At 73.3% G+C, this 23,890-nt stretch carries 19 protein-coding genes; 12 read left to right on the top strand and 7 right to left on the bottom strand.

The window, feature by feature from the left end; translation table 11 throughout:
- Positions 1-75 precede the first annotated feature (75 nt).
- The gene (locus ACF073_RS33575; protein WP_392075222.1) at positions 76-2,238 is read left to right on the top strand and encodes a HEAT repeat domain-containing protein; all 2,163 of its coding nucleotides are present in this window, start codon (positions 76-78) and stop codon (positions 2,236-2,238) included.
- Positions 2,239-2,443: 205 nt separating this feature from the next.
- On the opposite strand, the gene ligD is transcribed toward ACF073_RS33575, so the two are convergent.
- Positions 2,444-3,463, bottom strand: a complete 1,020-nt coding sequence (gene ligD / locus ACF073_RS33580; RefSeq protein WP_392075223.1) for a non-homologous end-joining DNA ligase — start codon at positions 3,461-3,463, stop codon at positions 2,444-2,446.
- 74 nt (positions 3,464-3,537) lie between these two features.
- On the opposite strand from ligD, the gene ACF073_RS33585 reads away from it, so the two are divergent.
- Together ACF073_RS33585 and ACF073_RS33590 are read left to right on the top strand one after the other, a co-directional pair.
- Complete coding sequence (locus tag ACF073_RS33585) at positions 3,538-4,614, top strand: ATP-dependent DNA ligase (RefSeq protein ID WP_392075224.1); 1,077 nt, start codon at positions 3,538-3,540, stop codon at positions 4,612-4,614.
- A gap of 335 nt (positions 4,615-4,949) precedes the next feature.
- A complete protein-coding gene (locus tag ACF073_RS33590; RefSeq protein ID WP_392075225.1) occupies positions 4,950-5,969 on the top strand; it encodes a DUF3048 domain-containing protein in 1,020 nt (339 codons plus the stop codon).
- Positions 5,970-6,003: 34 nt separating this feature from the next.
- Here ACF073_RS33590 and ACF073_RS33595 read toward each other — a convergent pair whose 3' ends face one another.
- Positions 6,004-6,468, bottom strand: coding sequence for a MarR family winged helix-turn-helix transcriptional regulator (locus tag ACF073_RS33595; protein ID WP_392075226.1), 465 nt, complete (start codon positions 6,466-6,468; stop codon positions 6,004-6,006).
- A 195-nt stretch (positions 6,469-6,663) separates the two neighbouring features.
- Here ACF073_RS33595 and ACF073_RS33600 point away from each other — a divergent pair, with 195 nt between their 5' ends.
- From ACF073_RS33600 to pcaD, 6 genes are all read left to right on the top strand, one after another.
- Positions 6,664-7,419 carry a CoA transferase subunit A gene (locus ACF073_RS33600; protein ID WP_392075227.1) on the top strand — a complete coding sequence of 252 codons (756 nt, stop codon included), beginning with the start codon at positions 6,664-6,666 and terminating at the stop codon, positions 7,417-7,419.
- On the top strand, positions 7,419-8,063 hold the full coding sequence (locus ACF073_RS33605; protein WP_392075228.1) for a 3-oxoacid CoA-transferase subunit B: 645 nt from the start codon (positions 7,419-7,421) through the stop codon (positions 8,061-8,063). The genes ACF073_RS33600 and ACF073_RS33605 overlap by 1 nt, the downstream gene beginning before the upstream one ends.
- A gap of 100 nt (positions 8,064-8,163) precedes the next feature.
- The gene (pcaH, locus tag ACF073_RS33610; protein WP_392075229.1) at positions 8,164-8,982 is read left to right on the top strand and encodes a protocatechuate 3,4-dioxygenase subunit beta; all 819 of its coding nucleotides are present in this window, start codon (positions 8,164-8,166) and stop codon (positions 8,980-8,982) included.
- A 5-nt stretch (positions 8,983-8,987) separates the two neighbouring features.
- Entirely contained in the window at positions 8,988-9,590 is a 603-nt protein-coding gene (gene pcaG / locus ACF073_RS33615) for a protocatechuate 3,4-dioxygenase subunit alpha (protein WP_392075230.1), read from the top strand.
- Positions 9,587-10,927 (top strand): 3-carboxy-cis,cis-muconate cycloisomerase, encoded by a 1,341-nt coding sequence (gene pcaB / locus ACF073_RS33620; protein WP_392075231.1) that lies wholly within the window; start codon positions 9,587-9,589, stop codon positions 10,925-10,927. The genes pcaG and pcaB overlap by 4 nt, the downstream gene beginning before the upstream one ends.
- A complete protein-coding gene (pcaD, locus tag ACF073_RS33625) occupies positions 10,924-12,075 on the top strand; it encodes a 3-oxoadipate enol-lactonase (RefSeq protein ID WP_392075232.1) in 1,152 nt (383 codons plus the stop codon). The genes pcaB and pcaD overlap by 4 nt, the downstream gene beginning before the upstream one ends.
- A 223-nt stretch (positions 12,076-12,298) precedes the next feature.
- Here pcaD and ACF073_RS33630 read toward each other — a convergent pair whose 3' ends face one another.
- The gene (locus tag ACF073_RS33630; protein WP_392075233.1) at positions 12,299-14,983 is read right to left on the bottom strand and encodes an ATP-binding protein; all 2,685 of its coding nucleotides are present in this window, start codon (positions 14,981-14,983) and stop codon (positions 12,299-12,301) included.
- Between the two features lie 272 nt (positions 14,984-15,255).
- On the opposite strand from ACF073_RS33630, the gene ACF073_RS33635 reads away from it, so the two are divergent.
- Positions 15,256-16,347, top strand: a complete 1,092-nt coding sequence (locus ACF073_RS33635; RefSeq protein ID WP_392075234.1) for a DUF2510 domain-containing protein — start codon at positions 15,256-15,258, stop codon at positions 16,345-16,347.
- A 185-nt stretch (positions 16,348-16,532) separates the two neighbouring features.
- Here the strand turns inward: ACF073_RS33635 and ACF073_RS33640 are convergent, their stop codons facing one another.
- Complete coding sequence (locus tag ACF073_RS33640) at positions 16,533-17,147, bottom strand: TetR/AcrR family transcriptional regulator C-terminal ligand-binding domain-containing protein (RefSeq protein ID WP_392075235.1); 615 nt, start codon at positions 17,145-17,147, stop codon at positions 16,533-16,535.
- Between the two features lie 193 nt (positions 17,148-17,340).
- Between ACF073_RS33640 and ACF073_RS33645 the strand changes: the two genes are divergently transcribed.
- On the top strand, positions 17,341-18,141 hold the full coding sequence (locus ACF073_RS33645; RefSeq protein WP_392075236.1) for a phosphatase PAP2 family protein: 801 nt from the start codon (positions 17,341-17,343) through the stop codon (positions 18,139-18,141).
- Positions 18,138-19,115 (top strand): hypothetical protein, encoded by a 978-nt coding sequence (locus ACF073_RS33650; RefSeq protein WP_392075237.1) that lies wholly within the window; start codon positions 18,138-18,140, stop codon positions 19,113-19,115. The genes ACF073_RS33645 and ACF073_RS33650 overlap by 4 nt, the downstream gene beginning before the upstream one ends.
- An 82-nt stretch (positions 19,116-19,197) precedes the next feature.
- Here the strand turns inward: ACF073_RS33650 and ACF073_RS33655 are convergent, their stop codons facing one another.
- The 3 genes from ACF073_RS33655 to ACF073_RS33665 form a co-directional block, all read right to left on the bottom strand.
- Positions 19,198-20,040: a phospholipid scramblase-related protein gene (locus ACF073_RS33655; protein WP_392075238.1), complete on the bottom strand. Its 843-nt coding sequence runs from the start codon at positions 20,038-20,040 to the stop codon at positions 19,198-19,200.
- A 66-nt stretch (positions 20,041-20,106) separates the two neighbouring features.
- Positions 20,107-22,155 (bottom strand): phosphocholine-specific phospholipase C, encoded by a 2,049-nt coding sequence (locus ACF073_RS33660; protein ID WP_392075239.1) that lies wholly within the window; start codon positions 22,153-22,155, stop codon positions 20,107-20,109.
- 154 nt (positions 22,156-22,309) lie between these two features.
- Positions 22,310-23,887 (bottom strand): pre-toxin TG domain-containing protein, encoded by a 1,578-nt coding sequence (locus tag ACF073_RS33665; protein ID WP_392075240.1) that lies wholly within the window; start codon positions 23,885-23,887, stop codon positions 22,310-22,312.
- Positions 23,888-23,890 lie beyond the last annotated feature (3 nt).

Below are 23,890 nucleotides of genomic sequence, written 5' to 3' on the forward strand. Positions count from 1 at the left end.
CCGAGGCCGTTGTCAGTGCCGTGGTGCATGCTGTGATCAGTGGCGCGGGGGCGCCCGAACGGCGGGGAGGACAGGGTGTTCAGGGGGATCGAGGACGTCGACTGGGCGTCACTGGGGCATGCGTACACCGACTCGGCGACGGACGTGCCGGACCTGCTGCGGGGACTGGCGTCGGACGACCCGGAGCGCCGGGAGATCGCGCTCGACGGCATGTACGGGGCGGTACTGCACCAAGGGACGGTGTACGACAGCACGGTGGCCTGCGTGCCGTTCCTGTTCGAGCTGATCGCCAACGAGGCGGTGGCGGGCCGGGGGGACGTGGTCGCGCTGCTGCACAGCATCGCCGACCCCTTCGAGGGCGAGGACGAGGGGGACGAGCCGGACGAGGGGGACGCGGAGGAATCCGGGTTCTGGGAGGCGTACGACGCTGAGCTGCACGAGGAGTGGCAGCGGGAGTACTTCGTGGCCCGGGACCTGATCCGGGGGCGGGCGGAGGCGTTCCTCGATCTGCTGGACGACCCGGACCCGGGGGTGCGTGCGGCGGTGCCGGCCGCGCTGGCGCGGCTGCATCCCGAGCCGGTCCGGGTGTTCGGTGTCCTGCGCGGCCGGCTGGCCGCGGAGAGCGACCCGGAGGCGACCCGCCGGCTGGCCCGCGCCCTGAGTGTCCTGGCCGTGCGGCACCCCGACCAACTGCGGACCGAGGCCGCCGAGGCGCTGCGCGGCCTCCTCGGCTCCACCCGGGACGCGGAGCTGCGGCTGACGGCACTGATCGCGCTGGCCCGCTGCGCGCCCGCCGAACTCCCGCCCGACACGGTGCGGATCGCCTCAGAAGTGCTCCGACAGGCCCGGGAGACAGCCGAGTCGAACGGGGCGGACGGGGCGCCCCTGCCCGCGGGTCCGCTCACGCCGCCGCGGACGGACACGCACATCTCCTATGTACGCGAGCTGTACGCCGAGCATCGCCGCAGCCTGGGCCTGGACGACAGGGACGAGCTGGTCCAGGAGCTGCACACCGCGCTGCGCGACCGCACCGACATCCGCTTCCCGCTCCTCGTCGACCAGTTGCGCGGCCCGGACCTGCGGCAGCGGCGGCACGCCGCCGCCATGGCCGGGTGTCTGCTGACGGGCTGGCGGGCACCGGACGACACACCGCTGCTGGCGCTGGCCGGGCAGCTCACCGACGAGGACCTGCGGTTGCAGAAGTCGGTGCTGTCCACGCTGGTCGACCTGGCCCCGGCGGCGCACCGCGTGTCCGAGCATCTGGTGACGTACATCGCGGGCTGGGCCGACCGGCCGATCGAAAAGGACACTCCCTTCCCGGAGATGGCCCTCGGCATGGCCTACGAGGTGCTGGCGCTCCAGGGTGACACCCGGATCGTGCCCGCGCTCGTCGCGCTGCTGGAGGTGGTCGACCTCCCGGAGCGGCTGCCGCGGTGGGTGGCGGCGCTGGGCCCCGAGGCGGCGGCTACGCTCGGCCCGGTGCTGCACGAGCGGCTCGCCGCGCTGGACCCGGGCCCCCGTTCCCAGGACCGGGACCGGCTGGTGGACGCCCTCGGGGTGCTGCGCCACGCCGGGTCGGTACCCCTGCTCGTCCGCGTCCTCGCCGCGGCCGAGCAGCCCGCCGGCCGGGAGCGGGTGCTGGCGGCGCTGGCCCGTCACGGCCGGGCGGCGGCCGAGGCGGCGCCGCTGATCGGGCGGTTGTGGGACCGCGCCCCGGCGGGCGAGGAGCGGATCCACCTGGCCGAGGCGCTGTGGGCCCTGAACGGGGACACCGAGGCGGTGCTTCCCGTCGTCCGCGACGCCTTCGGCTCACGCGGATGGCGCCGGTGGCGCACCGCGCTGCGGCTGACCGAGGCGCTGGGCCGGTCCGGCGCCGCGCTCGCCCCGCGGCTGCGCGAGCTGATCGCGGCCGGGCACAGCCCCGCGCTCGCGGCGATCGCCCTGTGGCAGGTCACCGGGGACGCCGACGAGGTGCTTCCCGTCCTGCTGGAACAGTGGCCGGTCACGCCGAGGGAGTGGCCCGCCATGGCCGCATGCCTGGCCGCCATGGGCGGGACGGCGGCGCCGGCCCTGCCGCTGATACGCGCTCAACTGGCCGCACCCCGCCACCACCAGAACTACGACGCCCGGCCCGGCATACGCTACGACGTCACCTCGGACGTCGCCCTGCTGACCGATTGCCGGCGCGTCCTGGCGGAGTGCGGCGAGCGGCCGGAGGACGTCCGAATACGCCACTGACCGGACCGCCGCCGGCCGACCACCGACCTCCGACCACCAGGCCACCAGGCCACCAGGCCACCAGGCCACCAGGCCACCAGGCCACCAGGTCACCAGGCCACCAGGCCACCAGGTCACCAGGTCACCAGGTCACCAGGTCACCAGGTCACCAGGTCACCAGGTCAGTGTCGGGGCTCCGGCCCCGCCCACGACCGGCCGCCCCACGTCAGGCCGATGGTTCGGGGCGGGCGCGACTCGGCTGGACGCGTTTGGGTTCGCCGGGCATCTTCGGGTACTCCGGCGGGTACGGCAGATCGCCCAGGCCGTGGTCGTGTTCATCGCGGCGGGCCAGTTCGAGCAGCGCGTCCAGGGAGTAGGCGTGATCGTCCATGTCGGCGTGCACGTCACCGAGTTCGGCGAACCGGGCCGGCATCGTGGCGAGGTCGAAGTCGCGCGGGTGGGCGACGCCGACCTCCTCCCAGCGCAGCGGCGCCGAGACGGGTGCGCCCGGGCGGGGGCGTACGGAGTAGGCGGAGGCGATGGTGCGGTCGCGGGCGGTCTGGTTGTAGTCCAGGAAGATGCGTTCGCCGCGCTCCTCCTTCCACCACTTGATGGTCACCTGCTCGGGCATCCGGCGCTCCATCTCCCGGCCGACCGCGATGGCCGCGCGGCGCACCTGGGTGAAGGTCCAGCGCGGTTCGATGGGGACGAAGACGTGCAGGCCACGGCCGCCCGAGGTCTTCGGCCAGCCGCGCAGCCCGCCGAACTCGTCCAGAACGGCGCGCAGTTCACCGGCGGCGTGGGCCGCGTCGTCGTAGTCGGTGCCGGGCTGCGGGTCGAGGTCGATGCGGAGTTCGTCGGGGTGGTCGACATCGGTGGCGCGGACCGGCCAGGGGTGGAAGGTGAGGGTGCCGTACTGGGCGGCCCACACCACGGCGGCCTCCTCGGTGGGGCACATCTCGTCGGCGGTGCGTCCGCTGGGGAAGGTGATGTGGGCGGTGGGGATCCAGTCGGGCATGCCCTTGGGGGCGCGCTTCTGGTAGAACCATTCGCCGCCGACACCGTCCGGGTAGCGCTCCAGGGTCGTGGGGCGGTTGCGCAGGGCACGCAGGATGCCGGGGGCGACGGCGGCGTAGTACCGGGCAACGTCCAACTTGGTGAAGCCCCGGTCCGGGAAGAACACCTTGTCCGGGCTGGACAGCCGTACGGTCCTGCCGCCCACCTCGAGTTCCACCGCTGCGCCCATGCGGCCACGGTAGGCGTACCCCACACACACCGCATACCGGGCGAATCCATATGCGTGCGCGCAGAATCGGAGTCATGGATCTCCCCGTCATGCCGCCCGTGAAGCCGATGCTCGCCAAGTCGGTGGCGAAGATCCCGCCGGGCATGCACTACGAGGCGAAGTGGGACGGGTTCCGGTCGATCGTGTTCCGGGACGGCGCCGAGGTCGAGCTGGGCAGCCGTACCGGAAAGTCACTGACCAGGTATTTTCCCGAGCTGGTCGCGGCATTGGCGGAGCGGGTGCCGCAGCGGTGCGTGCTGGACGGGGAGATCGTGATCGCACGGAACGGCCGGCTGGACTTCGACGCGCTCTCCGAGCGGATCCATCCGGCCGCCTCCCGGGTGCGGATGCTGGCCGAGAAGACCCCGGCCTCCTTCGTCGCCTTCGACATGCTGGCCCTGGACGACCACGCGCTGCTCGACGTGGAGCTGACCGGCCGCCGGGCCCTGCTGGAGCGCGCCCTCGCCGACGCGACCCCGCCGGTGCATCTGGCGCCCGCGACGACCGATGCCGAGGTGGCCGCACAGTGGTTCGAGCAGTACGAGGGCGCGGGTCTCGACGGGGTCGTCGCCAAGCCGCTCACCCTGCACTATCTCCAGGACGAGCGGGCCATGTTCAAGATCAAGCACGAGCGGACGGCGGATGTCGTGGTCACCGGGTACCGCTTCCACAAGAGCGGCCCGGTGGTCGGTTCGCTGCTGCTGGGGCTGTACGACGAGCACGGCCGGCTCCAGCACGTCGGGGTGTCGGCGGCCTTCGCGATGAAGAGGCGTGCCGAGCTGGTGGCCGAGCTGGAGCCGCTGCGCATGGACGATGTGACCGGGCACCCCTGGGCCGCCTGGTCGGACGAGGCCGCGCACGAGACGGCCCGGTTGCCGGGTGCGCCGAGCCGCTGGTCCGGCAAGAAGGACCTGTCCTGGGTTCCGCTCCGGCCGGAGCGGGTGGCCGAGGTGGCGTACGACCACATGGAGAACGGGCAGCGGTTCCGGCACACGGCGCGCTTCCGCCGCTGGCGCCCGGACCGGGCGCCGGAGAGCTGCACCTACGCGCAGCTGGAGGAGCCGGTGCGCTACGACCTGGCGGAGATCCTCGGCGAGAAGGACCACGACTGAGCCGGGCGGCGGGTACGCCAGGCCCTTGGCAGGCACGAGCCCTCGGCACGCTCAGGTCCTCGGCACGCCGGGCCCTCGGCACACGGGCCGGCACCGGCGCCTTGCCCCGAACGCGCCGAACGCGCCGGGCGCCCCGGACACCCCGACGCCCCCGACGCCCCCGACGCCCCGGTGGACCTACCCGACGTCCGCCCGCACAAAGGGCCGCTCTCCCTCGCTCCCCGCCACTCCCCCCCCCCGCCGCTGCCCTTCCCCCGCGACGCCGGGGGGACCGCACACGACCGCACACGACCGCCCACGCCCGCTCGTGACCAGGTATGGCCAGTGATGACCCGATGAGCGCACAATCGGACCACACGAACGGGGTGGGCAGGGTGGGCATCGGGCACTGGGTGCGTACGCGGCGCGTCACACCGGCGGCGGTACTGCTGGCCGTCACGCTGACGGCGTCGCTCGCAGCGGGCTGCGGCGGTCCCGGCCGGGACGGCGACGACCACACCCCGCGCCACACCCCGACGCGGCCCGGTCACGCGTCCGTGGCCGGCTCGCCGCTCGCCGTGAAGATCGACAACGTGCGCGCGGCCCGCCCGCAGACCGGGCTCGGTGCGGCGGACGTGGTGTACGTGGAGCAGGTCGAGGGCGGCCTGAGCCGGCTGCTCGCGGTGTACGCGACACGGCTGCCGAAGTCCGTCGGGCCGGTACGCAGCGCCCGGGAGTCCGATCTGGAGCTGCTGCGCCAGTTCCACCTGCCGACGCTGGCCTTCTCGGGCGCCCAGCGCGCACTGCTGCCGCTGATCGACCGGGCACCGCTCCGGGCCCGGTCCCCCGACGCGGCCCCCGGCGCCTACTACCGGGACACCGGCAGGGCCGCCCCGCACAACCTCTATCTGCGCCCCGCCGCACTGCTGCCCGCCGCCCCCGGGAAGGCGGCGCTGACCACGGGCTTCCCCTACGGCCCCGCCCCCGCCGGGGGCACCCCGGTCTCCTCGCGGACCGTGCGCTATCCGGCCGCCCGGCTCGCCTTCACCTGGTCCGCCGGGCGGAGCGGCTGGCTGGTCTCCCTGGACGGCGAACCCGCCCTGAGCACCGACAGCGCCCGGCCCGCACCGCCGACGGTGGTCGTGCAGTACGTCGAGATCCGCACCTCGCCGTACCACGACGTGCTCGGCAGCCCCACGCCGTACACCGAGACGGTCGGCTCCGGACGGGCGCAGGTGCTGCGCGACGGGCGGTCCTTCGACGCCTCCTGGTCACGGCCGGCGGCGTCGGACGGTACGGCGTTCACGGCGGCGGACGGCGGCCCGATGGCCTTCGCCGCTGGTCAGGTGTGGGTGGTGTACGCACCGGCGCGCTGAGGGAGGCCGCGCGGGGCGAGGGGCTCCGGCGGGGTCAGCCCTGGGCGGTCAGCGGTTCGGACGGGTTGCGCAGGTCCTCGGCCGCGTCCGCGACCCGGCGGATCAGGTCGAAGAACACGGTCTGCTCCCCGGCGGAGAGCGGGGCCAGGAACACCTGGTTCATCCGGGCGGTGCGCACGGTCAGCTTGCGGTGGGTGCGCAGGCCGTCATCGGTGAGGCGGAGCAGGAAGCGCCGGCCGTCCCGCGGGTCGCGGACCTTGTGCACCAGCCCGCGGCGGTCGAGCCGGCTGATGACCTCGGCGATGGTCGACCGGTCGAGGCCCACCCGCTCCCCCACGGTCCGCTGGTCGAGCCCCGACTCGGCGACGAGCACGTTCATGACCGCGAACTGGGGTGAGGTGATCTCCTCCGAGACCATCGCGTTCCACAGCAGGTGGTGCGCCTGCTGGAGCCGCCGGGCGAGGTGCCCGGGATGGGTGGCGAGATCCACCGCGGCCATGTGCGCTCCCCTGGTCGATTCGTTGGCGCACTGAACGATACTCGCCCCGTGACCCGACCGCCGCACCCGGTGATGTGATCCGTTGCTGCTCTTGACGGGTATCGCCTCCGATGACAGCGTGAGCAGCACCTCACTGAATTACTCAGTGCCCTGATTATCAGCGTCCTGCTGGACCGGAGAGATGGGGCTTCACGGATGGACAAGGTGGTCGCCACGGCCGTGGAGGCGGTGGCCGATGTGCCGGACGGCGCGTCGCTCGCGGTGGGCGGGTTCGGGCTGAGCGGAGTGCCGAACGTGCTGATCCAGGCGCTCTACGAGCGGGGGCTCGGCGGGCTGAGCGTGGTGTCGAACAACTGCGGTGCGATGGAGTCCGGCCTCGCGGTACTGCTCGCGGCGGGCCGGATCGCCCGGGTGACGGCCTCCTACATCGGCGCGAACAAGGAGTTCGCCCGTCAGTACCTGGCCGGTGAGCTGGAGGTGGAGCTGATTCCGCAGGGGACGCTGGCGGAACGGTTGCGGGCGGGCGGGGCCGGCATCCCCGCCTTCTACACCCCGGCCGGGGTGGGCACGCAGGTCGCGGAGGGCGGTCTGCCCTGGCGCTACGACGGCACGGGCGGCGTAGCGCTCGCCTCGCCGGCGAAGGAGGTGCGCGAGTTCGACGGCGTCCCGTACGTGCTGGAGCGGGGCATCCGCACCGACTTCGCACTGGTCCGCGCCGCGAAGGGCGACCGGCACGGGAATCTGGTGTTCAACAAGTCCGCCCGGAACTTCAACCCGCTGTCCGCGATGGCCGGGCGGGTGACCATCGCCGAGGTGGAGCAGCTGGTCGAGCCCGGCGCCATCGACCCGGACGCGGTGCATCTGCCGGGCGTCTTCGTGCAGCGGGTGGTCGCCCTCACCCCGGAGCAGGCGGCGGACAAGAGGATCGAGCGGCGGACGGTGAGCGGCTGATGGCCTGGACGCGTGCGGAGATGGCCGCCCGGGCGGCACGGGAGCTGCGGGACGGGCAGTACGTCAATCTGGGGATCGGGCTGCCGACGCTGATCCCGAACCACCTCCCCGCGGGGGTGGAGGTGGTGCTGGAGTCGGAGAACGGCATCCTCGGCACCGGCCCGTACCCCACCGAGGACCGGCTCGACCCTGATCTGGTCAACGCGGGCAAGGAGACCGTGACGGTCCTGCCGGGCGCCTCCTTCTTCGACTCCGCGCTGTCGTTCGCGATGATCCGGGGCGGTCACATCGATGTGGCGGTGCTCGGTGCGATGCAGGTGTCCGCCGGGGGCGATCTGGCGAACTGGGCCGTGCCGGGGAAGCTGGTCACCGGGATCGGGGGCGCGATGGACCTGGTGCACGGGGCCCGGCGGGTGATCGTGGTGATGACGCACACGGCCAAGGACGGCTCGGCGAAGATCCTCGAACAGTGCACGCTGCCGCTCACGGGCAAGGCGTGTGTGAACCGGGTCATCACGGATCTCGCGGTGCTTGACGTCACGGACGAGGGGCTCGTCCTGGTGGAGACCGCCCCGGGTGTGAGCGTCGAGGACGTCGTCACCGGGACCGGCGCCGCCCTGCGGATCGGGGAGCACCTGCTGTGAACCCCGTACACCTCCCGGGCGTGGTCCTCCCCCGCTGAGGGACTCGTCCGCCACCGCCGAGAACCTCGTCCGCGAACGGCAAGGAAGCGTCAGGTATCCCATGGCTCTCACCCAGCAGGACATCGACCGGGAGATCGCGGCCCGGCACGCCGACTACGACAAGCGCGTGGCCGACGGCGGACCGGTCGAGCACCACCCCCGGCGCGACTACGCGCCGTACCGCTCCTCCGTGCTGCGCCACCCGAAGCGTCCGTTGGTGGCGATCGACACCGGCAGGGACCCCGAACTGGTGGAACTGCACTCCCCCGCCTTCGGGGAGCGCGACATCACCGAGGCCGACAACGACCTCACCCGGCAGCACACCGGGGAGCCGCTCGGCGAGCGGATCACCGTCTCCGGGCGGCTGCTGGACCGGCACGGGCAGCCGGTCCGGGGCCAGCTGGTCGAGATCTGGCAGGCCAACTCGGCCGGCCGCTACGCCCACCGGAGGGAACAGCACGACGCCCCGCTGGACCCGAACTTCACCGGCGTCGGCCGCACCCTCACCGACGCCGAGGGCCGCTACCGGTTCACCACCGTCCGGCCCGGCCCCTACCCCTGGCGCAACCACGTGGGCGCCTGGCGCCCCGCCCACATCCACTTCTCGGTGTTCGGCTCGGCGTTCACCCAGCGCCTGGTGACACAGATGTACTTCCCGAACGACCCGCTCTTCCCGTACGACCCGATCCTGCAGTCGGTGACGGACGACGCGGCCCGGCAGCGACTCGTCTCCGTCTACGACCACGGCCTGTCGGTGCCGGAGTTCTCCCTCGGCTACCACTGGGACATCGTGCTGGACGGGCCGGCCGCCACCTGGACCGAAGCCACCGGGACCGAAGGCACGGGGACCGAAGCCACCCGGACCGGAGGAGGACGCTGACCGCCATGACGCTCACCGACCCCGGCGGCCCTGAGCAGGTGCCGCCCACCCCGTCCCACACGGTCGGCCCGTTCTACGGCCACGCGCTGCCGTTCCTCGGCGGCGAGGACATCGCGCCGCCCGGCCACCCCGACGCGGTCACCGTCCACGGGTACGTCCTCGACGGCGCGGGCGCACCGCTGCCCGACGCTCTCGTGGAGCTGTGGGGACCGCGCCCCGACGGCACGGTGCCGCGCGTCGACGGCTCCCTGCGGCGCGATCCGGCCACCGGCGCCTTCCTGGGCCGCAACGGCGTGGAGTTCACCGGCTGGGGGCGCGTCCAGACCGACGCCGACGGCCACTGGTACGCGCGCACGCTGCGCCCCGGCCCGCGCGGCCCGAACGCGCCGTACCTCAGCGTCTGCGTCTTCGCGCGCGGCCTGCTCGTCCACCTGTTCACCCGGATCTACCTGCCGGGCGACGAGGCGGCCCTGGCCGCCGACCCGCTGCTCACCCGGGTGGGCGACCGGCGCGACACGCTGATCGCGGGCGACGAGGGGGGCGGCACCTACCGTTTCGACATCCGCCTTCAGGGCGAAGGCGAGACGGTCTTCCTGGAGTACCAGTGACATTCAGCTCCCCTCCCCACGCCGGCACCGGCCTGCTCGCCCCCGAGTGGGGGCTGTCGGGTGCAGCGTCCGAGACCGGCGACACCGCGTACCTGCGGGCGCTGCTCGACGCCGAGGCCGCGCTGACCCGGGCGCAGGCCGCGCTGGGGCTGGTCCCGGCCGGGGCCGCCGCGGCGGTGACCGAGGCGGCCGTCCCGGACCGGTTCGACATCCGCTCCCTGGCGGCACGGGCCGCGGACGGCGGCAATCCGGTCATCCCGCTGGTCGCCGATCTGACCGCGGCGGTCGGCGCGGAGTACGGGCCCTGCGTCCACCGGGGCGCCACCAGTCAGGACATCATGGACACGGCGACGATGCTGGTCGCGGTGCGCACCCTCGGCCCGGTCCTGGCCGACCTCGGCCGCACCGAGCGGGCGCTGGCCCGACTCGCCGCCGGCCACCGGGACACGGTGCTGCCGGGACGGACGCTCACCCAGCACGCCGTACCGACCACGTTCGGGCTGAAGGCGGCCGGCTGGCGCTCGCTCGTCCTGGACGCCCGCGACCGCGTCACCCGGGTACGGGACGCCCTGCCGGCCCAGCTCGGCGGGGCGGCGGGGACCCTGGCGGCCTTCCAGGCGTACGGCGCCACGGACCCGGCCGCGCTGAGCCGGGCGTACGCCCGCGAAGTGGGTCTCGCCGCACCGGAGTTGCCCTGGCACACGCTGCGCACACCGGTCGCGGACCTCGCGGGGTGCCTGGCGTTCACCGCGGGTGCGCTGGGCAAGCTCGGCGCGGACGTCCTGACGCTGTCGCGCACCGAGATCGGCGAGGTGGGCGAGGGCAGCGGCGGCGGCTCGTCGGCCATGCCGCACAAGGCGAACCCGGTGCGCTCCGCCCTCCTCGTCTCCGCCGCCCGGCGCGCTCCCCAGCTCGCGGCCACGCTCTACGGTTCCCTCGTCGCCGAGGACGAGCGGCCGGCCGGCGCCTGGCACGCGGAGTGGGAGCCGCTGCGCGACCTGCTCCGGCTGGCGGGCGGCGCCGCGGCGCACGCGGCCGCGCTGGCCGCGGGGCTACGGGTGCGTCCGGCCGCGATGCGCCGCAACCTCGGCATCACCCGGGGCCTGATCGTCTCCGAGCGGCTGTCCGCCGCCCTCGCCCCTGTCCTCGGCCGTGCCCGCGCCAAGGAGCTGCTGGCCGAACTGGCCCGCCGCGCCGGCACCGAGGACCGCTCGCTGAGTGAACTCCTGCGAGAGCAGCCAGAGTTGACGGATCTCGATCTGGACGACCTGGTCGATCCGGCCCATTACACCGGGTTCGCCGGCCCGCTCACCGACCGCGCCCTGGAGCGACCTTGACCGCGCACCTCCTCCACCACGTCGCCGAAGGCCCGCCCTCGGCGCCGCCCCTGCTGCTCGGGCCCTCACTCGGCACCTCACTCGCCCTGTGGGACCAGATCGCGCCCGAACTGTCCGCCGGCCACCGGGTGATCCGCTGGGACCTGCCGGGGCACGGCGGCTCGGCGCCGGATCTGATCGGGCCCGGCGCGACCGTCGGCGACCTCGCCGCACGGGTGCTGGACCTCGCCGACGCGCTCGGCGTCGACCGGTTCGCCTACGCGGGCGTGTCCCTGGGCGGCGCGGTCGGCCTGCACCTGGCCGTCCACCGCCCCGAGCGGCTCTCCTCGCTCGCGGTCGTGTGCTCCTCCGCCCACTTCGGCGGGGCGGCGCCCTGGCGGGAGCGGGCGGAGCGGGTGCGCCGCGAGGGCCTCGACCGGCTGGCGGCGAGCGCCGACGCACGCTGGTTCACCCCCGGGTTCAGCGTGCCGCGGCTGGTCCGGGACCACCGGGAGGCCGACCCGGACGCGTACGCCGCCTGCTGCGACGCGCTCGCCGCGTTCGACCTGCGCGACCGGCTCGCCGAGATCACCGTACCGACGCTCCTCGTGGCCGGGCGGCTCGATCCGGCGACGCCGCCCGCGCATCTGCGGGAGATCGCGGACGCGGTGCCCGCGGCCACGCTGGTGGAGCTCGCGGGCGCCTCCCATCTGGCCCCGGCGCAGTGCCCGCGGGCCGTGCTGACCGCGCTGCGCACCCAGCTCGACGGGCCGCCGGCGAGCGGGACGGCGGTACGCCGGGAGGTGCTGGGCGACGCCCATGTGGACCGCGCGCAGGCCCGGCAGCCCCCGTTCACCGCCCGTTTCCAGGACTTCGTAGCGCGCTGTGTCTGGGGGGAGATCTGGGCCGATCCGACGCTGTCCCGCCGCGAGCGCAGCATGATCTCCCTGACCGCGCTGGTCGCGTACGGGCACCACGACGAGCTGGCGACGCACGTCCGCGCGGCCCGGCGCAATGGGCTGACGCCCGAGGAGATCGGCGCGGTGCTCCTGCAGACCGCGGTGTACTGCGGGGTGCCCGCCGCCGACTCGGCGTTCGCGACGGCCCAGCGCGTGCTCGCCGAGGAAGCCGAGGAAGGGGAGGCGGCAGAGGAGGAGCGGCGAGGGTGACCCTGCCGGTCGCCCTCGCCGCCGGTGCCGCGGGCCGACGGGCCGGAGCGGACCGTCGGCGCCGGCTCGGCAGCCAGGAACGCATCGGCCTCGCCGGCCCGGCGGGCAGCCGGGTGACGGTGGACGTGCCGCACCCCGCCGCCCTCACGGCTGCGACGGCGGTCTCAGGCGGTTGCCGGTCCGGTGAGCCGGGGGCCGGCCACGGGCGGACGCCCGGCCCGGCTCAGTGCAGGCCCCGTCCCGTCTCCAGCACCTCGCGCGCCTGGGTCACCAGTCCTTCCGCGCCACAGGCGCGGGCGAGGTCGAGGCCGCGGTTGAGTTCGGCCGTCGAGCGGGCGGCGATGCCGTACTCGACGCGGGCCGCCGCGTGCTCGTACTGGCACGGGGACGCCTCCAGGTAGGTGACGGCCCGCGCGGCCAGCTGGACCGCCCGCTGCCCGGTCTCCAGGGCGGCGGCGCAGCGCAGGGCCTCGCCGATGGCGGTGTCCGTGCCGAACCGCTCGGCCTGCCGGCGGGCGTCGGCCGCGAGCTGGGCGGCCCGGGCCGGGTCCCGCACGGCGAGGGCCTTGGCCAGGTCGATGGACCAGGGTGCGAGGACCGGGTTGTGGCCGCCGCGCGACACGGCGGTCTTCTCGGCGGCCTCCAGTTCGCCCACGCCCTCCTCGGTGCGGCCGACGGCGAGCAGCAGCCGGCCGCGCACGGAGCGGATGTCGGGCAGCACGATGGTGGAGGGGTACGGCGGCGCGAAGCCGTACTGCTCGGCCACCGACCAGGCCTCGTCGACCCGGCCGCGGGCCAGCAGGGTGTCGACGAGACCGCAGGTGGACGACCAGTACAGCGGCAGGCGGCGGCCGACGCGCTCGGCGAGGACCAGGCCCTCGCGCAGGGTGGACTCGGCATCGCGCAGCCGGCCCTGTCTGCGGTAGGCGAGCCCGAGGAAGGCGTTGGCCAGGGAGAGGTGGCCGCCGCGCCAGCCGGCCGAGGTGTAGACGCGCCGGGCCTCGGCGAACAGGCTTTCCGCGCGGTCGAGCCGGTCGGCGTAGGCGTACGCGCTGCCGAGCATCATCAGCAGTTCCATGCCCCACTCGGGGTCGGTCCAGCCGAGGCCGGGCGCGAGGCGGCCGTTGACGAGGGCGCGATCGCAGAGTTCGAGGACCTCGTCGGCGCTCTCGCCGTGGGTCATCGCGTCGAAACCGCGCAGGATCAGCAGGGCGCGTTCGGCGTTGTCGCGGCCTGCGCAGGTGTTGGCCAGTTCGGCCAGGCGCCGGGAACGGGCCGGGGCGACGGTCTCGCCGTGGATGCCCTCCCACATGAACTGGAATGCCTGGAGCCGCATCCGGACCGGGGCCGCCTCGTGCCGGGCGGCCTCGGCCTCGACCGTGCGGACGGCTTCCTCCAGCTGGTCGTTGTGGAGCAGCGCCTGGGAGAGGCGGACGACGGCATCGACCCGGTCGTCCCCGTCGAGGCCGGGCATGCCGAGCGCGCTCTGCAACTGGTCGATGGTGCCGGCGGGGTTGGTCAGCAGGGTGGCGCAGCCCAACTCGTAGAGGACGTGCGCGTGCACCTCGGGGCGGGGCGGCTCCTCCAGCGCGCGCTCCAGACAGCGGCGGGCCGCGTCGGGCGCTCCGACGGCGAGGTGCTCACGCGCGGCCTCGCGCAGCTGTTCGACGAGTTCCTCGTCGTCGTCCGGGTGCACCTTCAGCAGGTGCCGGGCGGCCTCGGCGGCGCCGCGGCCCAGCTCGGTGATGATCTGCGCGGCGACGCCGTGCATGGCGGTGCACACGCCGGGCGGGATGGAGTTGTAGACGGCGGTGGCGATGAGCGGATGGACGAACTCCAGCTCGCCCTGCTCGTGTTCGGCACGGGTCGCCGGGGCGGGTTCGGTGAGGATGCGGGCGGTGCAGAGCAGTTCGGCGCAGTGCCGGGCCAGGTCGTCGTTCATGGTGGCGAGGCGGGCGACCATCTCGACGGTGATGCCGGTGCCGAGGATGGCGGCTGCCCAGGCGAACCGGGTGGCCTCCAGGCCGAGGCCCTTGAGCCGGTCGACGAGTCCGCCGCCGCGTGCGGCACGGTTGAGCGCGCGCAGTTCGCCGGCCTGCGCCTCGACCGGCTGGAGTTCGGTGTCCTGCACCTTGGCGAGGAGTTCGACGGTGTCGTAGGGGTTGCCGCCGGTGACGGCCCAGACCTCGCGGCAGAACGCGTCGTCGGCGTGCCGGCCGAGCGTGGCGCGGGTGAGGCCGGCGGTGGCGTCCGGGGTGAGCGCGCTGAGGTTCTGGACGGGGTGGCCGGCCGTCGCGGCCACGGCGTCCAGGAGACGGGCGCTGTCACCGCCGGTCTCGCCGGGCCTGCGGGCGACCACGACGAGGACGGACAGGTCGTCCAGGCGCTCGGCGAACGCGGCCAGCCAGCGCAGGGTCTCCTGGTCGGCCCAGTGCGCGTCGTCGAGGAGCAGCACCAGCGGCCATTCGCGGCGGGCGAGCCGGCGGACCGCGGCGACGAGGCCGTCGCAGACGTACTGCGGGTCGGCGTTGCCCTCCTGCGGGTCGACTATGCCGAGGGCGGGGCCGGCGATGTCGTACCAGTCGCCGAGGTACTCGCGGGCCTCTTCGGGCAGTAAGGACAGCAGCGCGGGCTGGAGCAGCTGCCGGACCACGTGGAACGGAACGGATTTCAGCGTCTCGGCGCCGCGGGCCGACCAGACGGTGCAGCCGCGGCGTTCGGCCATGCGGCGGGCCTCGGCCAGCAGGGCGGTCTTGCCGATCCCCGCCTCGCCCCGCAGAACCAGCAGGCCGCCCGCGGACGACTGGTCCGCGCACAGGGCGTCGACCGCCCGCACGACGGTGGCGATCTCGGCGTCCCGCTCCCACAGGGGAACCGAGCCGGCCGCCGACGGCCGTCCCTCCGTCATCCCCTTACCTCCCCAGGTCGCCCGAATGATGTACGAACCCCGAGCGTAGCCGTCCGGCGGTGCCTCCGGTGGCCGGTCACGGCAGCTGTTGCCCGGCGGGGTGAAAGAGAGTGCGAGCAGGCGACAGCGCGCCCCGTGCGACCAGCGGACGGAGCGTCAACGGGGGCTGCCGCGGGGCGTCGAGGAGAAATCCGGTGCGAAATATTCCTCTTTGCCCTCTTGGCGGCGGATCCTCTCATCCCGCTTTCACCGTCGCCTCATACGGTGGGGTCATGACGCAGGCGACTCCTCCCGGGTGGTATCCCGACCCGGGTCAGACGAACGACGGTCCGCCCACCGAGCGCTGGTGGGACGGCAAGGCCTGGACGGACCAGACCCGCCCCGCCGGCACGGCCGCCGCGTGGGGTCCCCCGGCGCAGCCGCCGGCGGACGGCGGCCCCTTGCCGGTGCAGCCGGCCCAGCCGATGCGGCAGCCCGGGCAGGCCCCCGCGGGGTACGGCGCGTATCCGGGGCACCCGGGCTATCCGGGGTATCCGGGGTATCCGGTGCAGCCGCCCGCCCGGGGGCGGCGCGGGCTGCGCACGGGCATAGCCGTCGTGGTGGCGGCCGCGGTCCTGGCCAGCATCGGGGTCGGCGTGTACGCCCTCACGCGGCACGACGGGGGCGACGACCGCGCGGGCTCGCGGCAGGGGCCGGGCGACGGGCCCGGCGGCGGACAGGGCGGACCGTTCGGCGGGTCCGGCGGCGGCTCGGGCGGCTCGGGGGGCTCCGGTGACTCAGGGGGCTCCGGCGGGGCCTCGCCGTCCCCGAGCCGGCCCGCGGCGCCGAAGATCGAGGGCGGCGGCACGGTACCCGACCCGGTCAACGGCATCAGCCTGCCGGTGCCGCGGGGCTGGACCGGGCAGACGATCGACATCGGCGCACAGGTGACCTCCGGGAACTCCTACAAGTGCCCCGGGAAACCGGCCGAGACGTGCACCCCCGGGGGTGCCTACACGGCTCCGGCGGCGCTGCTCGGCATCCGGAAGGGCACGGCGGAGGAGGTCGCGAAGGCGGACATCGCGGTCAACGCCGAGAAGTCGTACGGCGGCACCACCTACGGCAGCATCACCTCGCACGAGGTGCTGGCCTCGAAGGCGGTGACGGTGGCCGGGCAGAAGGGCTATCTGGTGCGCTGGAAGGCGGTCACCAGCAAGGGGGCCGACGGCTACGTCGAGTCGGTCGCCTTCCCCTCCCCCAACGACGCGAAGCAGATCGTGGTGGTCCGCTTCGGCGTGGACGTCGGGCAGAAGCTGTCCGTCGTCGACGAGATCCTGAAGGGGATCAAGGTCTCGTCCGGCGGCGGCACCGGGCAGGACGTCTGAGCCGGCGCCCGGCAGACCGGATCGGCCGGGTGGGATTCCCCGCCCGGCAGACCGGATCGGCCGGGTGGGATTCCCCTCCGCTCAAGGAGAACCCCACCCGGCCGGGGGGTGCGCGCCGCCCCCGTCCCCACGGTGCGGCGCCGGCAGGTCGCCGTTCAGTCATCCCGTGAACGGCGGCCTGGCTCTCATCTCAGTCCGAGCGCGGGCAGCACGGCGGCTTCCACGAACCGGACGAGATAGTCGGAATCGGCGTACTGGCCGCTGAGCACCGGCCGCACGCGCAGGACGCCGAACATCATCGCGGGGATGTACTCCAGCGCGGGATGACCCGCGCGGACCTCGCCCCGGGCCACGCCCCGGGCCAGCATCTCCTGCAACGCGGCGATCTCCGGGTTCACCAGCGCCTCGCGCAGCGCCTGGGCCAGCTCGTGGTCCGAGGTCACCGCGTGTCCCAGCGCCTGCAGCAGCCGGGTGTCCTTGTCGGACCAGTCGCCGGCGGCCCGCGCGGCCTGGCGCAGGTCCTCGGCGAGCGATCCGGTGTCGATGCCGGCGAACCGCACCCGGCGGCTGGCGCGCAGCGCCGCCGCGACGAACTGCGGCTTGGTCTTCCACTGCCGGTAGAGCGTGGACTTGCTGCACCGGGTGCTGGCGGCGACGCCCTCCATGGTGACGGACTCGTAGCCGCACTGGCGGATCTGTTCCAGCACGGCGTCGAAGAACTCCCGCTCACGCTCCGGCGTGATCTTGGAGCGGCGCGAGGCGACGACCGTCTCCGGTTCGTCCGCGGCCTGCGACGTCATGCGGTGCTTCCCCTCACTCGTGCCTGACTCCAGTGTGGCGCAGATCAATCGATACGCAAGTGTACCGGTACTCCGGCGTATCGGTACACTGGCGTATCGGTACGAACTCGTATCGATGAGCGTCGCCATCACGCACGACATACGCACCGCACACGCACCACACACGCACCACCGTCAGCGAAGGGGTCGGGGGATGAATGCCCGAACCGAGCCTGCGGGGGCGCAAGCGGAGCCGGAGAACCCGGCCCGCCCGCCCCTGATACGTGAGTTCCTGCTGGTCGCCGGGTTGTTCCTGGTCTACAAACTCGGCCGCCGGCTGGCCACCGGGCACACCGCGGAAGCCTTCCGCAACGCCCGCCGCGTCTGGGACTGGGAGCGGACCGTGCATCTCCCCCACGAGAACGCCGTGCAGACCGCACTGCTGCACGGCCACACCCTCGTCCACCTGGCGAACACCTACTACGCGACCGTGCACTTTCCCGCCACGCTCGCCTTCCTGATCTGGCTGTACCTGCGCCGGCCCGCGCACTACGTCTGGGCCCGCCGGGTGCTCGCCCTGGTCACCTCCGCCGCACTGGTCCTGCCGTTCACCTTCCCGCTGGCCCCGCCGCGGATGCTGACCGGGACGGGCCTGGTGGACACCGCCCGGCTCTACGGCCCGTCCGTGTACGGGCCGCCGTCCAGCGACCACCTCTCCAACCAGTTCGCCGCGATGCCCTCGCTGCACTTCGGCTGGGCGCTGATGGTGGCGGTCGGCCTGATCACCGCCACCCGGTCCCGGTGGCGCTGGCTGTGGCTGCTGCATCCGCTGCTCACCCTGCTGGTGATCGTGGGCACGGCGAACCACTACTGGATCGACGCGATCGTCGCGACCGCCATGCTCGGTCTCGCCCTCGCGGTGATCCATCCGCCGCAGCGCACCGCCACCACGGCAGGGCGCGGCACCCCCCGCCTCGGCACCCCCGAGCCGGTCCTGGCGGGAGCGGGCCGGTGAGCGCCGCCGCACTGGCCGCCCTCGGCCTCTCCCTCGTCTCGGCCGTCGCCTACGCGCTGGCCGCCGTCGCCCAGGAGCGCCTCGCCTCGCGCAGCGCCGACACCGGCCTGCTGCGCCTGCTCGGCACCGGCGCCTGGTGGTCGGCGGTCGGCCTGAACGCCGCCGCCGCGCTGCTGCACGTCGTCGCCCTGAAGTACGGCCCGCTGACCGTCGTGCAGCCGCTGGGCGCGCTCACCCTGGTCGCGGCCGTTCCGCTGGGAGCGCGGGCGGCCGGGCGGCGGGTCAGCGCGGCCGAGTGGCGCGGTACCGCGCTCACCCTGCTCGGGCTCGCCGCGCTGCTGGTCACCGCTTCGGGACCGGCGCCGGACCGGGTGCTCTCGCTGACCGAGGCGCTCGCCGTCGCGGGCACCACGGCCGCCGCGATCGGCCTGCTGTCCTGGCCCGGCGCCCGACCGGGCCTGCGGCACGCGACCGCGTCCGGATTCGCCTCCGGTGTGGCCTCCGCGCTGACCCAGACGGTGACCGTGGCGGCCACCGACCGCTCCGGACCGGCCCTGAGCACGGAGGTGATCGTGGTCGCCGTGCTCGTCGCCGCGTTCGCCGTCGGCGGGCTGCTGCTGTCCCAGACGGCCTACCGCGGCGGCCTCGGCGCCCCGCTGGCCGTGGTCACCCTCGCCAACCCGCTGGCGGCGGCGGTGATCGGCCTCACGCTGCTGGGGCAGGGCCTGCAGGGCGGTGCCGGCGGGGTGCTGCTCGCCCTGGCCGGTGCGGGACTCGCCGGGTGGGGCGTGGTGCTGCTCAGCAGGACCGCCCCGGAAGCCGGCCGGACGGACCCGGAACCGGACGGGGCGCCCGACGGGCACGACGAGCACCCGGTGGCGGCGGTCCTCGCCCTGGAGCAGGCGAAGGCGGCGGCCGGACCGGTGCTGCTGCCCCGGCAGCAGGACCAGCCGGGGCATCTCACGGCGTTGTGACCCCGCATACGGCGGCGGCCGGTGCGCGGAGAAGATCCGCGGACACCGGCCGCCGTCGCCGTACCGTCCTGCCGCCTGCCGGTCAGCCCCAGCCGCGCGAGTCCTGCTTGAGGGCGGTGTCCACGGTCAGGGCCGTCGCGACCACCAGGCTCAGCAGCGGCTCGGGGAGCTGGTAGTGGACCTGGAGGACGTAGTTGTCCGCGGTCGTGAAGAGGGTCTTGGCGAGGCCCTCCCAGGTCTTGGTGATCCGGGCGACCTCGTTGTCCGCGTGGTCGACGATCGCGAAGTTCCAGGCCCGCCAGTTCTCCGCCTTGATCGCGCCGACCTGCTGGCCGTTCGCCGTCATCGCGAAGTTGATCTTGCCGATCATGTTCTTCTGGACGATCTCACCGACCGGCGAACCGTCCGGGCGGGTCACGATCACCCGGGACTTGAAGATCTTCGCGGGCCGGGTCAGCAGCAGCTGGGGCTGCCCGTAGGCGTCCCGGATCTCCAGCTTGTGGGTCAGGAACTGGTCCAGGCTGGAGACGAAGCGCAGGATCTTCCTCAGCACGCCCTGCCCGACCTGGGTGACCGAGCCGATCTCCCGGCCGCCCTGATCCATGACCTTGTACTCGTTGGTCAGCTCGATCAGCTTGGCCTTCTGGTTCACGACCAGGACGGGCTCGGTGAAGAGGGTGCCGCCGCCGGGGCCGCCGGCCGCGACACCGGCCTGCTGCTGCACCTGGCGCTGCACCTTGGCGTCACCGGCCTGCTGCGGGAAGGCGGCCTGCTGGGCCGGGACCTGCTGCTGCGGAGCCTGTCCGGCGGTCTGCTGGGCCGGGTTGGTGTGCTCGGTCCACTGGGCGCCGTCCCAGTAGCGCGTCTGCGCCGCTCCGTGCGGATCCGGGTACCAGCCTGCAGGTGTGTTCGATTGCGTGGTCACCGGGGCACACTACCTTGATGTGACCAGTACCTGACCAGTCCGCCCGGAGCGGTGCTCATCGCTCGCTCACACCGTGACGATCGCCGGATCGCTGACGCCGGGCAGCCCGTTCTCCACGTGCCCGGCGAAGCCGCGCAGGAAGGCCGGGTCGGCGTCGCAGGTCACCGTCAGGTCGTACCAGCGCTTGCTCCCCGCGAGGACGACGGTGTGCCGCACGGTGGCGCCGGGCCGCACCGTCACCGCGACCGGGCTGCCGCCGTAGCCGCTGACCAGCTTCAGCCCGACCGTGCCCGAGCCCTTGTTGGTGAAGGTCAGCTCGATGTCGTCGCCCGTGTGCCGGGCGGTGGCCTCGGGTCCGGCGACCTTGTTGCGGCCCTTGAAGACCCGCAGGAAGCCGTTGGGGCCGTGCACGGCCAGGTCGTAGGAGCCGGCGGAGTAGACCGAGTTCCAGGTGTCGGAGAGGGTCTTGCCGGCCTCCGTGGTGTAGGTCCAGGGGCCGTCGGTGCGGCTGTCGGAGGTGACCAGGAAGGCGGCGCCCGCGCCCGCCCCCGAGGCGAACGTGAGCGTGAACTTGCCGGCCGCCGTGTCCGCCGAGCCGTCCACCGCCGGGGCGTACTTCAGCGGGCGGGTGGGCCGGCTGCCGCGCTCCTGCCGGGGCAGCGCCGCGGCCGCGGGCGGCTTGGGCACGTAGTCCGGGTGCCGGTCGCGGTCCGGCGGCAGGTAGCCGGCCGTGGAGGGCAGCGAGACCGGTGCGGTGTCCTTGCGGGAGAAGTCGAAGGCGCTGGTCAGGTCGCCGCAGATGGCTCGCCGCCAGGGCGAGATGTTCGGCTCCTGGACACCGAAGCGGCGCTCGACGAACCGGATGATCGAGGTGTGGTCGAGGGTCTCGGAGCAGACGTAGCCGCCCTTGCTCCACGGCGAGACGACCAGCATCGGCACCCGCTGCCCGAGCCCGTAGGGGCCGGCGGAGTAGCCGTTGCCGCCCTTGAACAGGTCCGGCGCGGGATCCACGGTCGACTTGCCCTGGGCGGCGGAGGCCGGCGGGTAGGCCGGGATGACGTGGTCGAAGAAGCCGTCGTTCTCGTCGTAGGTGAGGAACAGCGCGGTCCTGCCCCAGACATCGGGGTTGGAGGTGAGCGCGTCCAGCACCTGGGAGACGTACCAGGCACCGTAGTTGGCCGGCCAGTTGGGGTGCTCGGTGAAGGCCTCGGGGGCGACGATCCAGGAGACCTGGGGCAGCCTGCCCGCCCCCACGTCCGCCTTCAGCTGGTCGAAGAAGCCCTCGCCCTTGCGGGCGTCGGTGCCGGTGCGGGCCTTGTCGTACAGCGGGTCGCCGGGCTTGGCGCCCCGGTACTGGTTGAAGTAGAGGAGCGAGTTGTCGCCGTAGTTACCGCGGTAGGCGTCGTCGATCCAGCCCCAGGAGCCGTTCGCGTCCAGCCCGTTGCCGACGTCCTGGTAGATCTTCCAGGAGACCCCGGCCCGCTCCAGGCGCTCGGGGTACGTCGTCCAGCCGTAGCCCTTCTCGTCGTTGCCGAGGACCGGGCCGCCGCCCTTGCCGTCGTTGCCGGTGTAGCCCGTCCACATGTAGTAGCGGTTGGGGTCGGTGGAGCCTATGAACGAGCAGTGGTAGGCGTCGCAGACGGTGAAGGCGTCCGCGAGCGCGTAGTGGAACGGGATGTCGTCGCGGGTCAAGTACGCCATCGTCGTCGCGGACTTGTTGGGCACCCACTTGTCGTACTTGCCGTTGTTGAACGCGGCGTGCCCGTCGTTCCAGCCGTGCGGGAGGTCCTGGATGAAGGCCAGACCCAGGTCGTCGGCGTCCGGGTGGAAGGGCAGGACGTCCTTCGTGCCGTCGGACTGCTTCCAGACGGAGCGGCCGTTCTGGGTGACGGGGCGCGGGTCGCCGAAGCCGCGGACTCCTCGGAGCGAGCCGAAGTAATGATCGAAGGAACGGTTCTCCTGCATGAGGATCACGATGTGCTCGACATCGTCCACCGAACCGGTGCGGTAATGCGCGGGCAGGGCCGCCGCGCGCTGGATGCTGCCGGCGAGAGCCGTGAACGCCGTGCTGGCGCCCGCGACCTGGAGGAAACGCCGCCGGTTGACTTCGGGCATGAGTGAAGGTCCTCTCGTCCTGACGTTCCTGATACCGCCAGATGACGGAATCTGCGCGGAGCGAGTGTTCCAAGAGCACCAAACATCAGGGAAGGGTGCGGTGGCCTTCACGTGAAACTCGGCGGTCCGTGCGGTTCGCTGCGATGCGGGCCGCTCAGCGCTCGGCAGCGCGGCCCTTCTTCTCCTCCGCCTCGGCCCGCAGGACCTCCTCGGCCGTCCTGACGAGGTGGGCGGGGTTGCCGACGAGGACACGCGTGAGGACGTAGACGCGCGGGTCCATGGTGATGTAGCGGACCGGGCGGGCGATGACCTTGATCGTGCCGTCCTGGAGGATGACGATCTTGTCGATCCACTGGAACTGCGGATTGCCCCAGAACCGGTCGCCGAACACCGTGGGAAGGTCGAGGGACACGTTCGGCGCCCTCGTCACCACGAGCGTGGACGCCTGCTTGCCCTTGCCCGCCTCCCTGATGGCCCTGAGGATGTTCTTCTCGCTCTTGGCCCGCTCCACCCGGTACAGCTCCGCGAATTCGTCACCCCAGACGGTGTCGCTGTACTTGACCCCCTTGACCTGGGGCATCTTGGCCGCCGGATCGGTGGCCAGGTTCCGTACGAAACCGTCGTAGTCCTGGGGATGCAGCTCCGGGAGCGATACGACGCGCTTGCCGCTCAGCCGGCTCAGGTCCTCCATCATGGCCCGCTCGTGCGGCAGGACGACCACGTTGGGCGGCCGCTTCAGCGCGCGTACGTCGCTGAAGCCCGCCCCCAGATCCCGCTCGATGATCCTCAGCCACTGGGCCAGCCGCGAGGCGCAGTTCAGGCGCGAGACATAGAAGTTGAGGCTCGTCTGCTGCTCCGGAGTGAGCTTGCCGGCGATGCGGATGATCCCCAGGAACTTCTCGAACGACTCCTTCGGGAAGGACCGCAGGGCGATCACCATGTCGACCGTGAAGCGGTCGAGCCGTGCCGCGACGGAACCCGGGATGCGCCTGGCCAGGTTGACGCGGAAGTTCCGCAGGACGATGCCGCCCACCCTCGGGACCTGCTTGACCAGTGCGCCGAGCACGGGAGGGATCACAAGCCCCAGGAAGGCCAGCAGCTGCTCGGGCTTCGACAGCTTCCGGCCGCCCACGAGCTGGCGGCCGATGACGGCCTCGTACGACAGGACGAACTCGCCGACCACGGGGACCGCGCTGAGCACGAATTCGGCGAAGTCGTGGAGCACTTCGTCGGGCCGGCCGATGGCCGCCTCCGGCAGCGGGAGTTCGCCCTCGATGACCTGGAGCGGCTCGAACGCCGTGTAGAGCCATTGGAGCCACACCAGCGGCCAGGCGCCCCTCAGCGATCTGACCTGGCCCGCGCCGGGAGGGGAGCCGTCCAGGATCCGGCGGGTCTCGTCCGCCAGGTGCCGGGTGGCATCGGACGCGGCGTTCATCGTCGTACGGACGGCGAACTCGCGGTGGCCCGGCCAGGGCACGGTGGAATACCGGCTCTGCCACTCCGTGAACAGGGACCGCACCTCGGTGGCGATCAGGTGCGCCGCCTCCATGTCCTCGCGCGGCACCGTACGGGATTCCCTCTCCCGCAGCCGTTCCGTCCGGTTCGGGCTCCGGTCGATCTCGGCCTGCTCCGCCGCGGTGATGCCGCGCGCCAGCATCACCGCGTGCTTGTAGGAGGTGAGCGCCTCGGCGACCAGCCCCCAGCGGACCTCCTCCCCGGTCCGGCCGGGCACGGG

The sequence above is a fragment of the Streptomyces sp. NPDC015171 genome (genome assembly GCF_043079545.1).
GTDB lineage: Bacteria > Actinomycetota > Actinomycetes > Streptomycetales > Streptomycetaceae > Streptomyces.

Bases quoted from the DNA above. Each gene is read 5' to 3' on its own strand.
- ligD (WP_392075223.1), bottom strand. From the start codon at position 3,463: ATGGGCGCAGCGGTGGAACTCGAGGTGGGCGGCAGGACCGTACGGCTG.
- ACF073_RS33585 (WP_392075224.1), top strand. From the start codon at position 3,538: ATGGATCTCCCCGTCATGCCGCCCGTGAAGCCGATGCTCGCCAAGTCG.
- ACF073_RS33590 (WP_392075225.1), top strand. From the start codon at position 4,950: ATGAGCGCACAATCGGACCACACGAACGGGGTGGGCAGGGTGGGCATC.
- ACF073_RS33595 (WP_392075226.1), bottom strand. From the start codon at position 6,468: ATGGCCGCGGTGGATCTCGCCACCCATCCCGGGCACCTCGCCCGGCGG.
- ACF073_RS33600 (WP_392075227.1), top strand. From the start codon at position 6,664: ATGGACAAGGTGGTCGCCACGGCCGTGGAGGCGGTGGCCGATGTGCCG.
- ACF073_RS33605 (WP_392075228.1), top strand. From the start codon at position 7,419: ATGGCCTGGACGCGTGCGGAGATGGCCGCCCGGGCGGCACGGGAGCTG.
- pcaH (WP_392075229.1), top strand. From the start codon at position 8,164: ATGGCTCTCACCCAGCAGGACATCGACCGGGAGATCGCGGCCCGGCAC.
- pcaG (WP_392075230.1), top strand. From the start codon at position 8,988: ATGACGCTCACCGACCCCGGCGGCCCTGAGCAGGTGCCGCCCACCCCG.
- ACF073_RS33630 (WP_392075233.1), bottom strand. From the start codon at position 14,983: ATGACGGAGGGACGGCCGTCGGCGGCCGGCTCGGTTCCCCTGTGGGAG.
- ACF073_RS33635 (WP_392075234.1), top strand. From the start codon at position 15,256: ATGACGCAGGCGACTCCTCCCGGGTGGTATCCCGACCCGGGTCAGACG.
- ACF073_RS33640 (WP_392075235.1), bottom strand. From the start codon at position 17,147: ATGACGTCGCAGGCCGCGGACGAACCGGAGACGGTCGTCGCCTCGCGC.
- ACF073_RS33645 (WP_392075236.1), top strand. From the start codon at position 17,341: ATGAATGCCCGAACCGAGCCTGCGGGGGCGCAAGCGGAGCCGGAGAAC.
- ACF073_RS33660 (WP_392075239.1), bottom strand. From the start codon at position 22,155: ATGCCCGAAGTCAACCGGCGGCGTTTCCTCCAGGTCGCGGGCGCCAGC.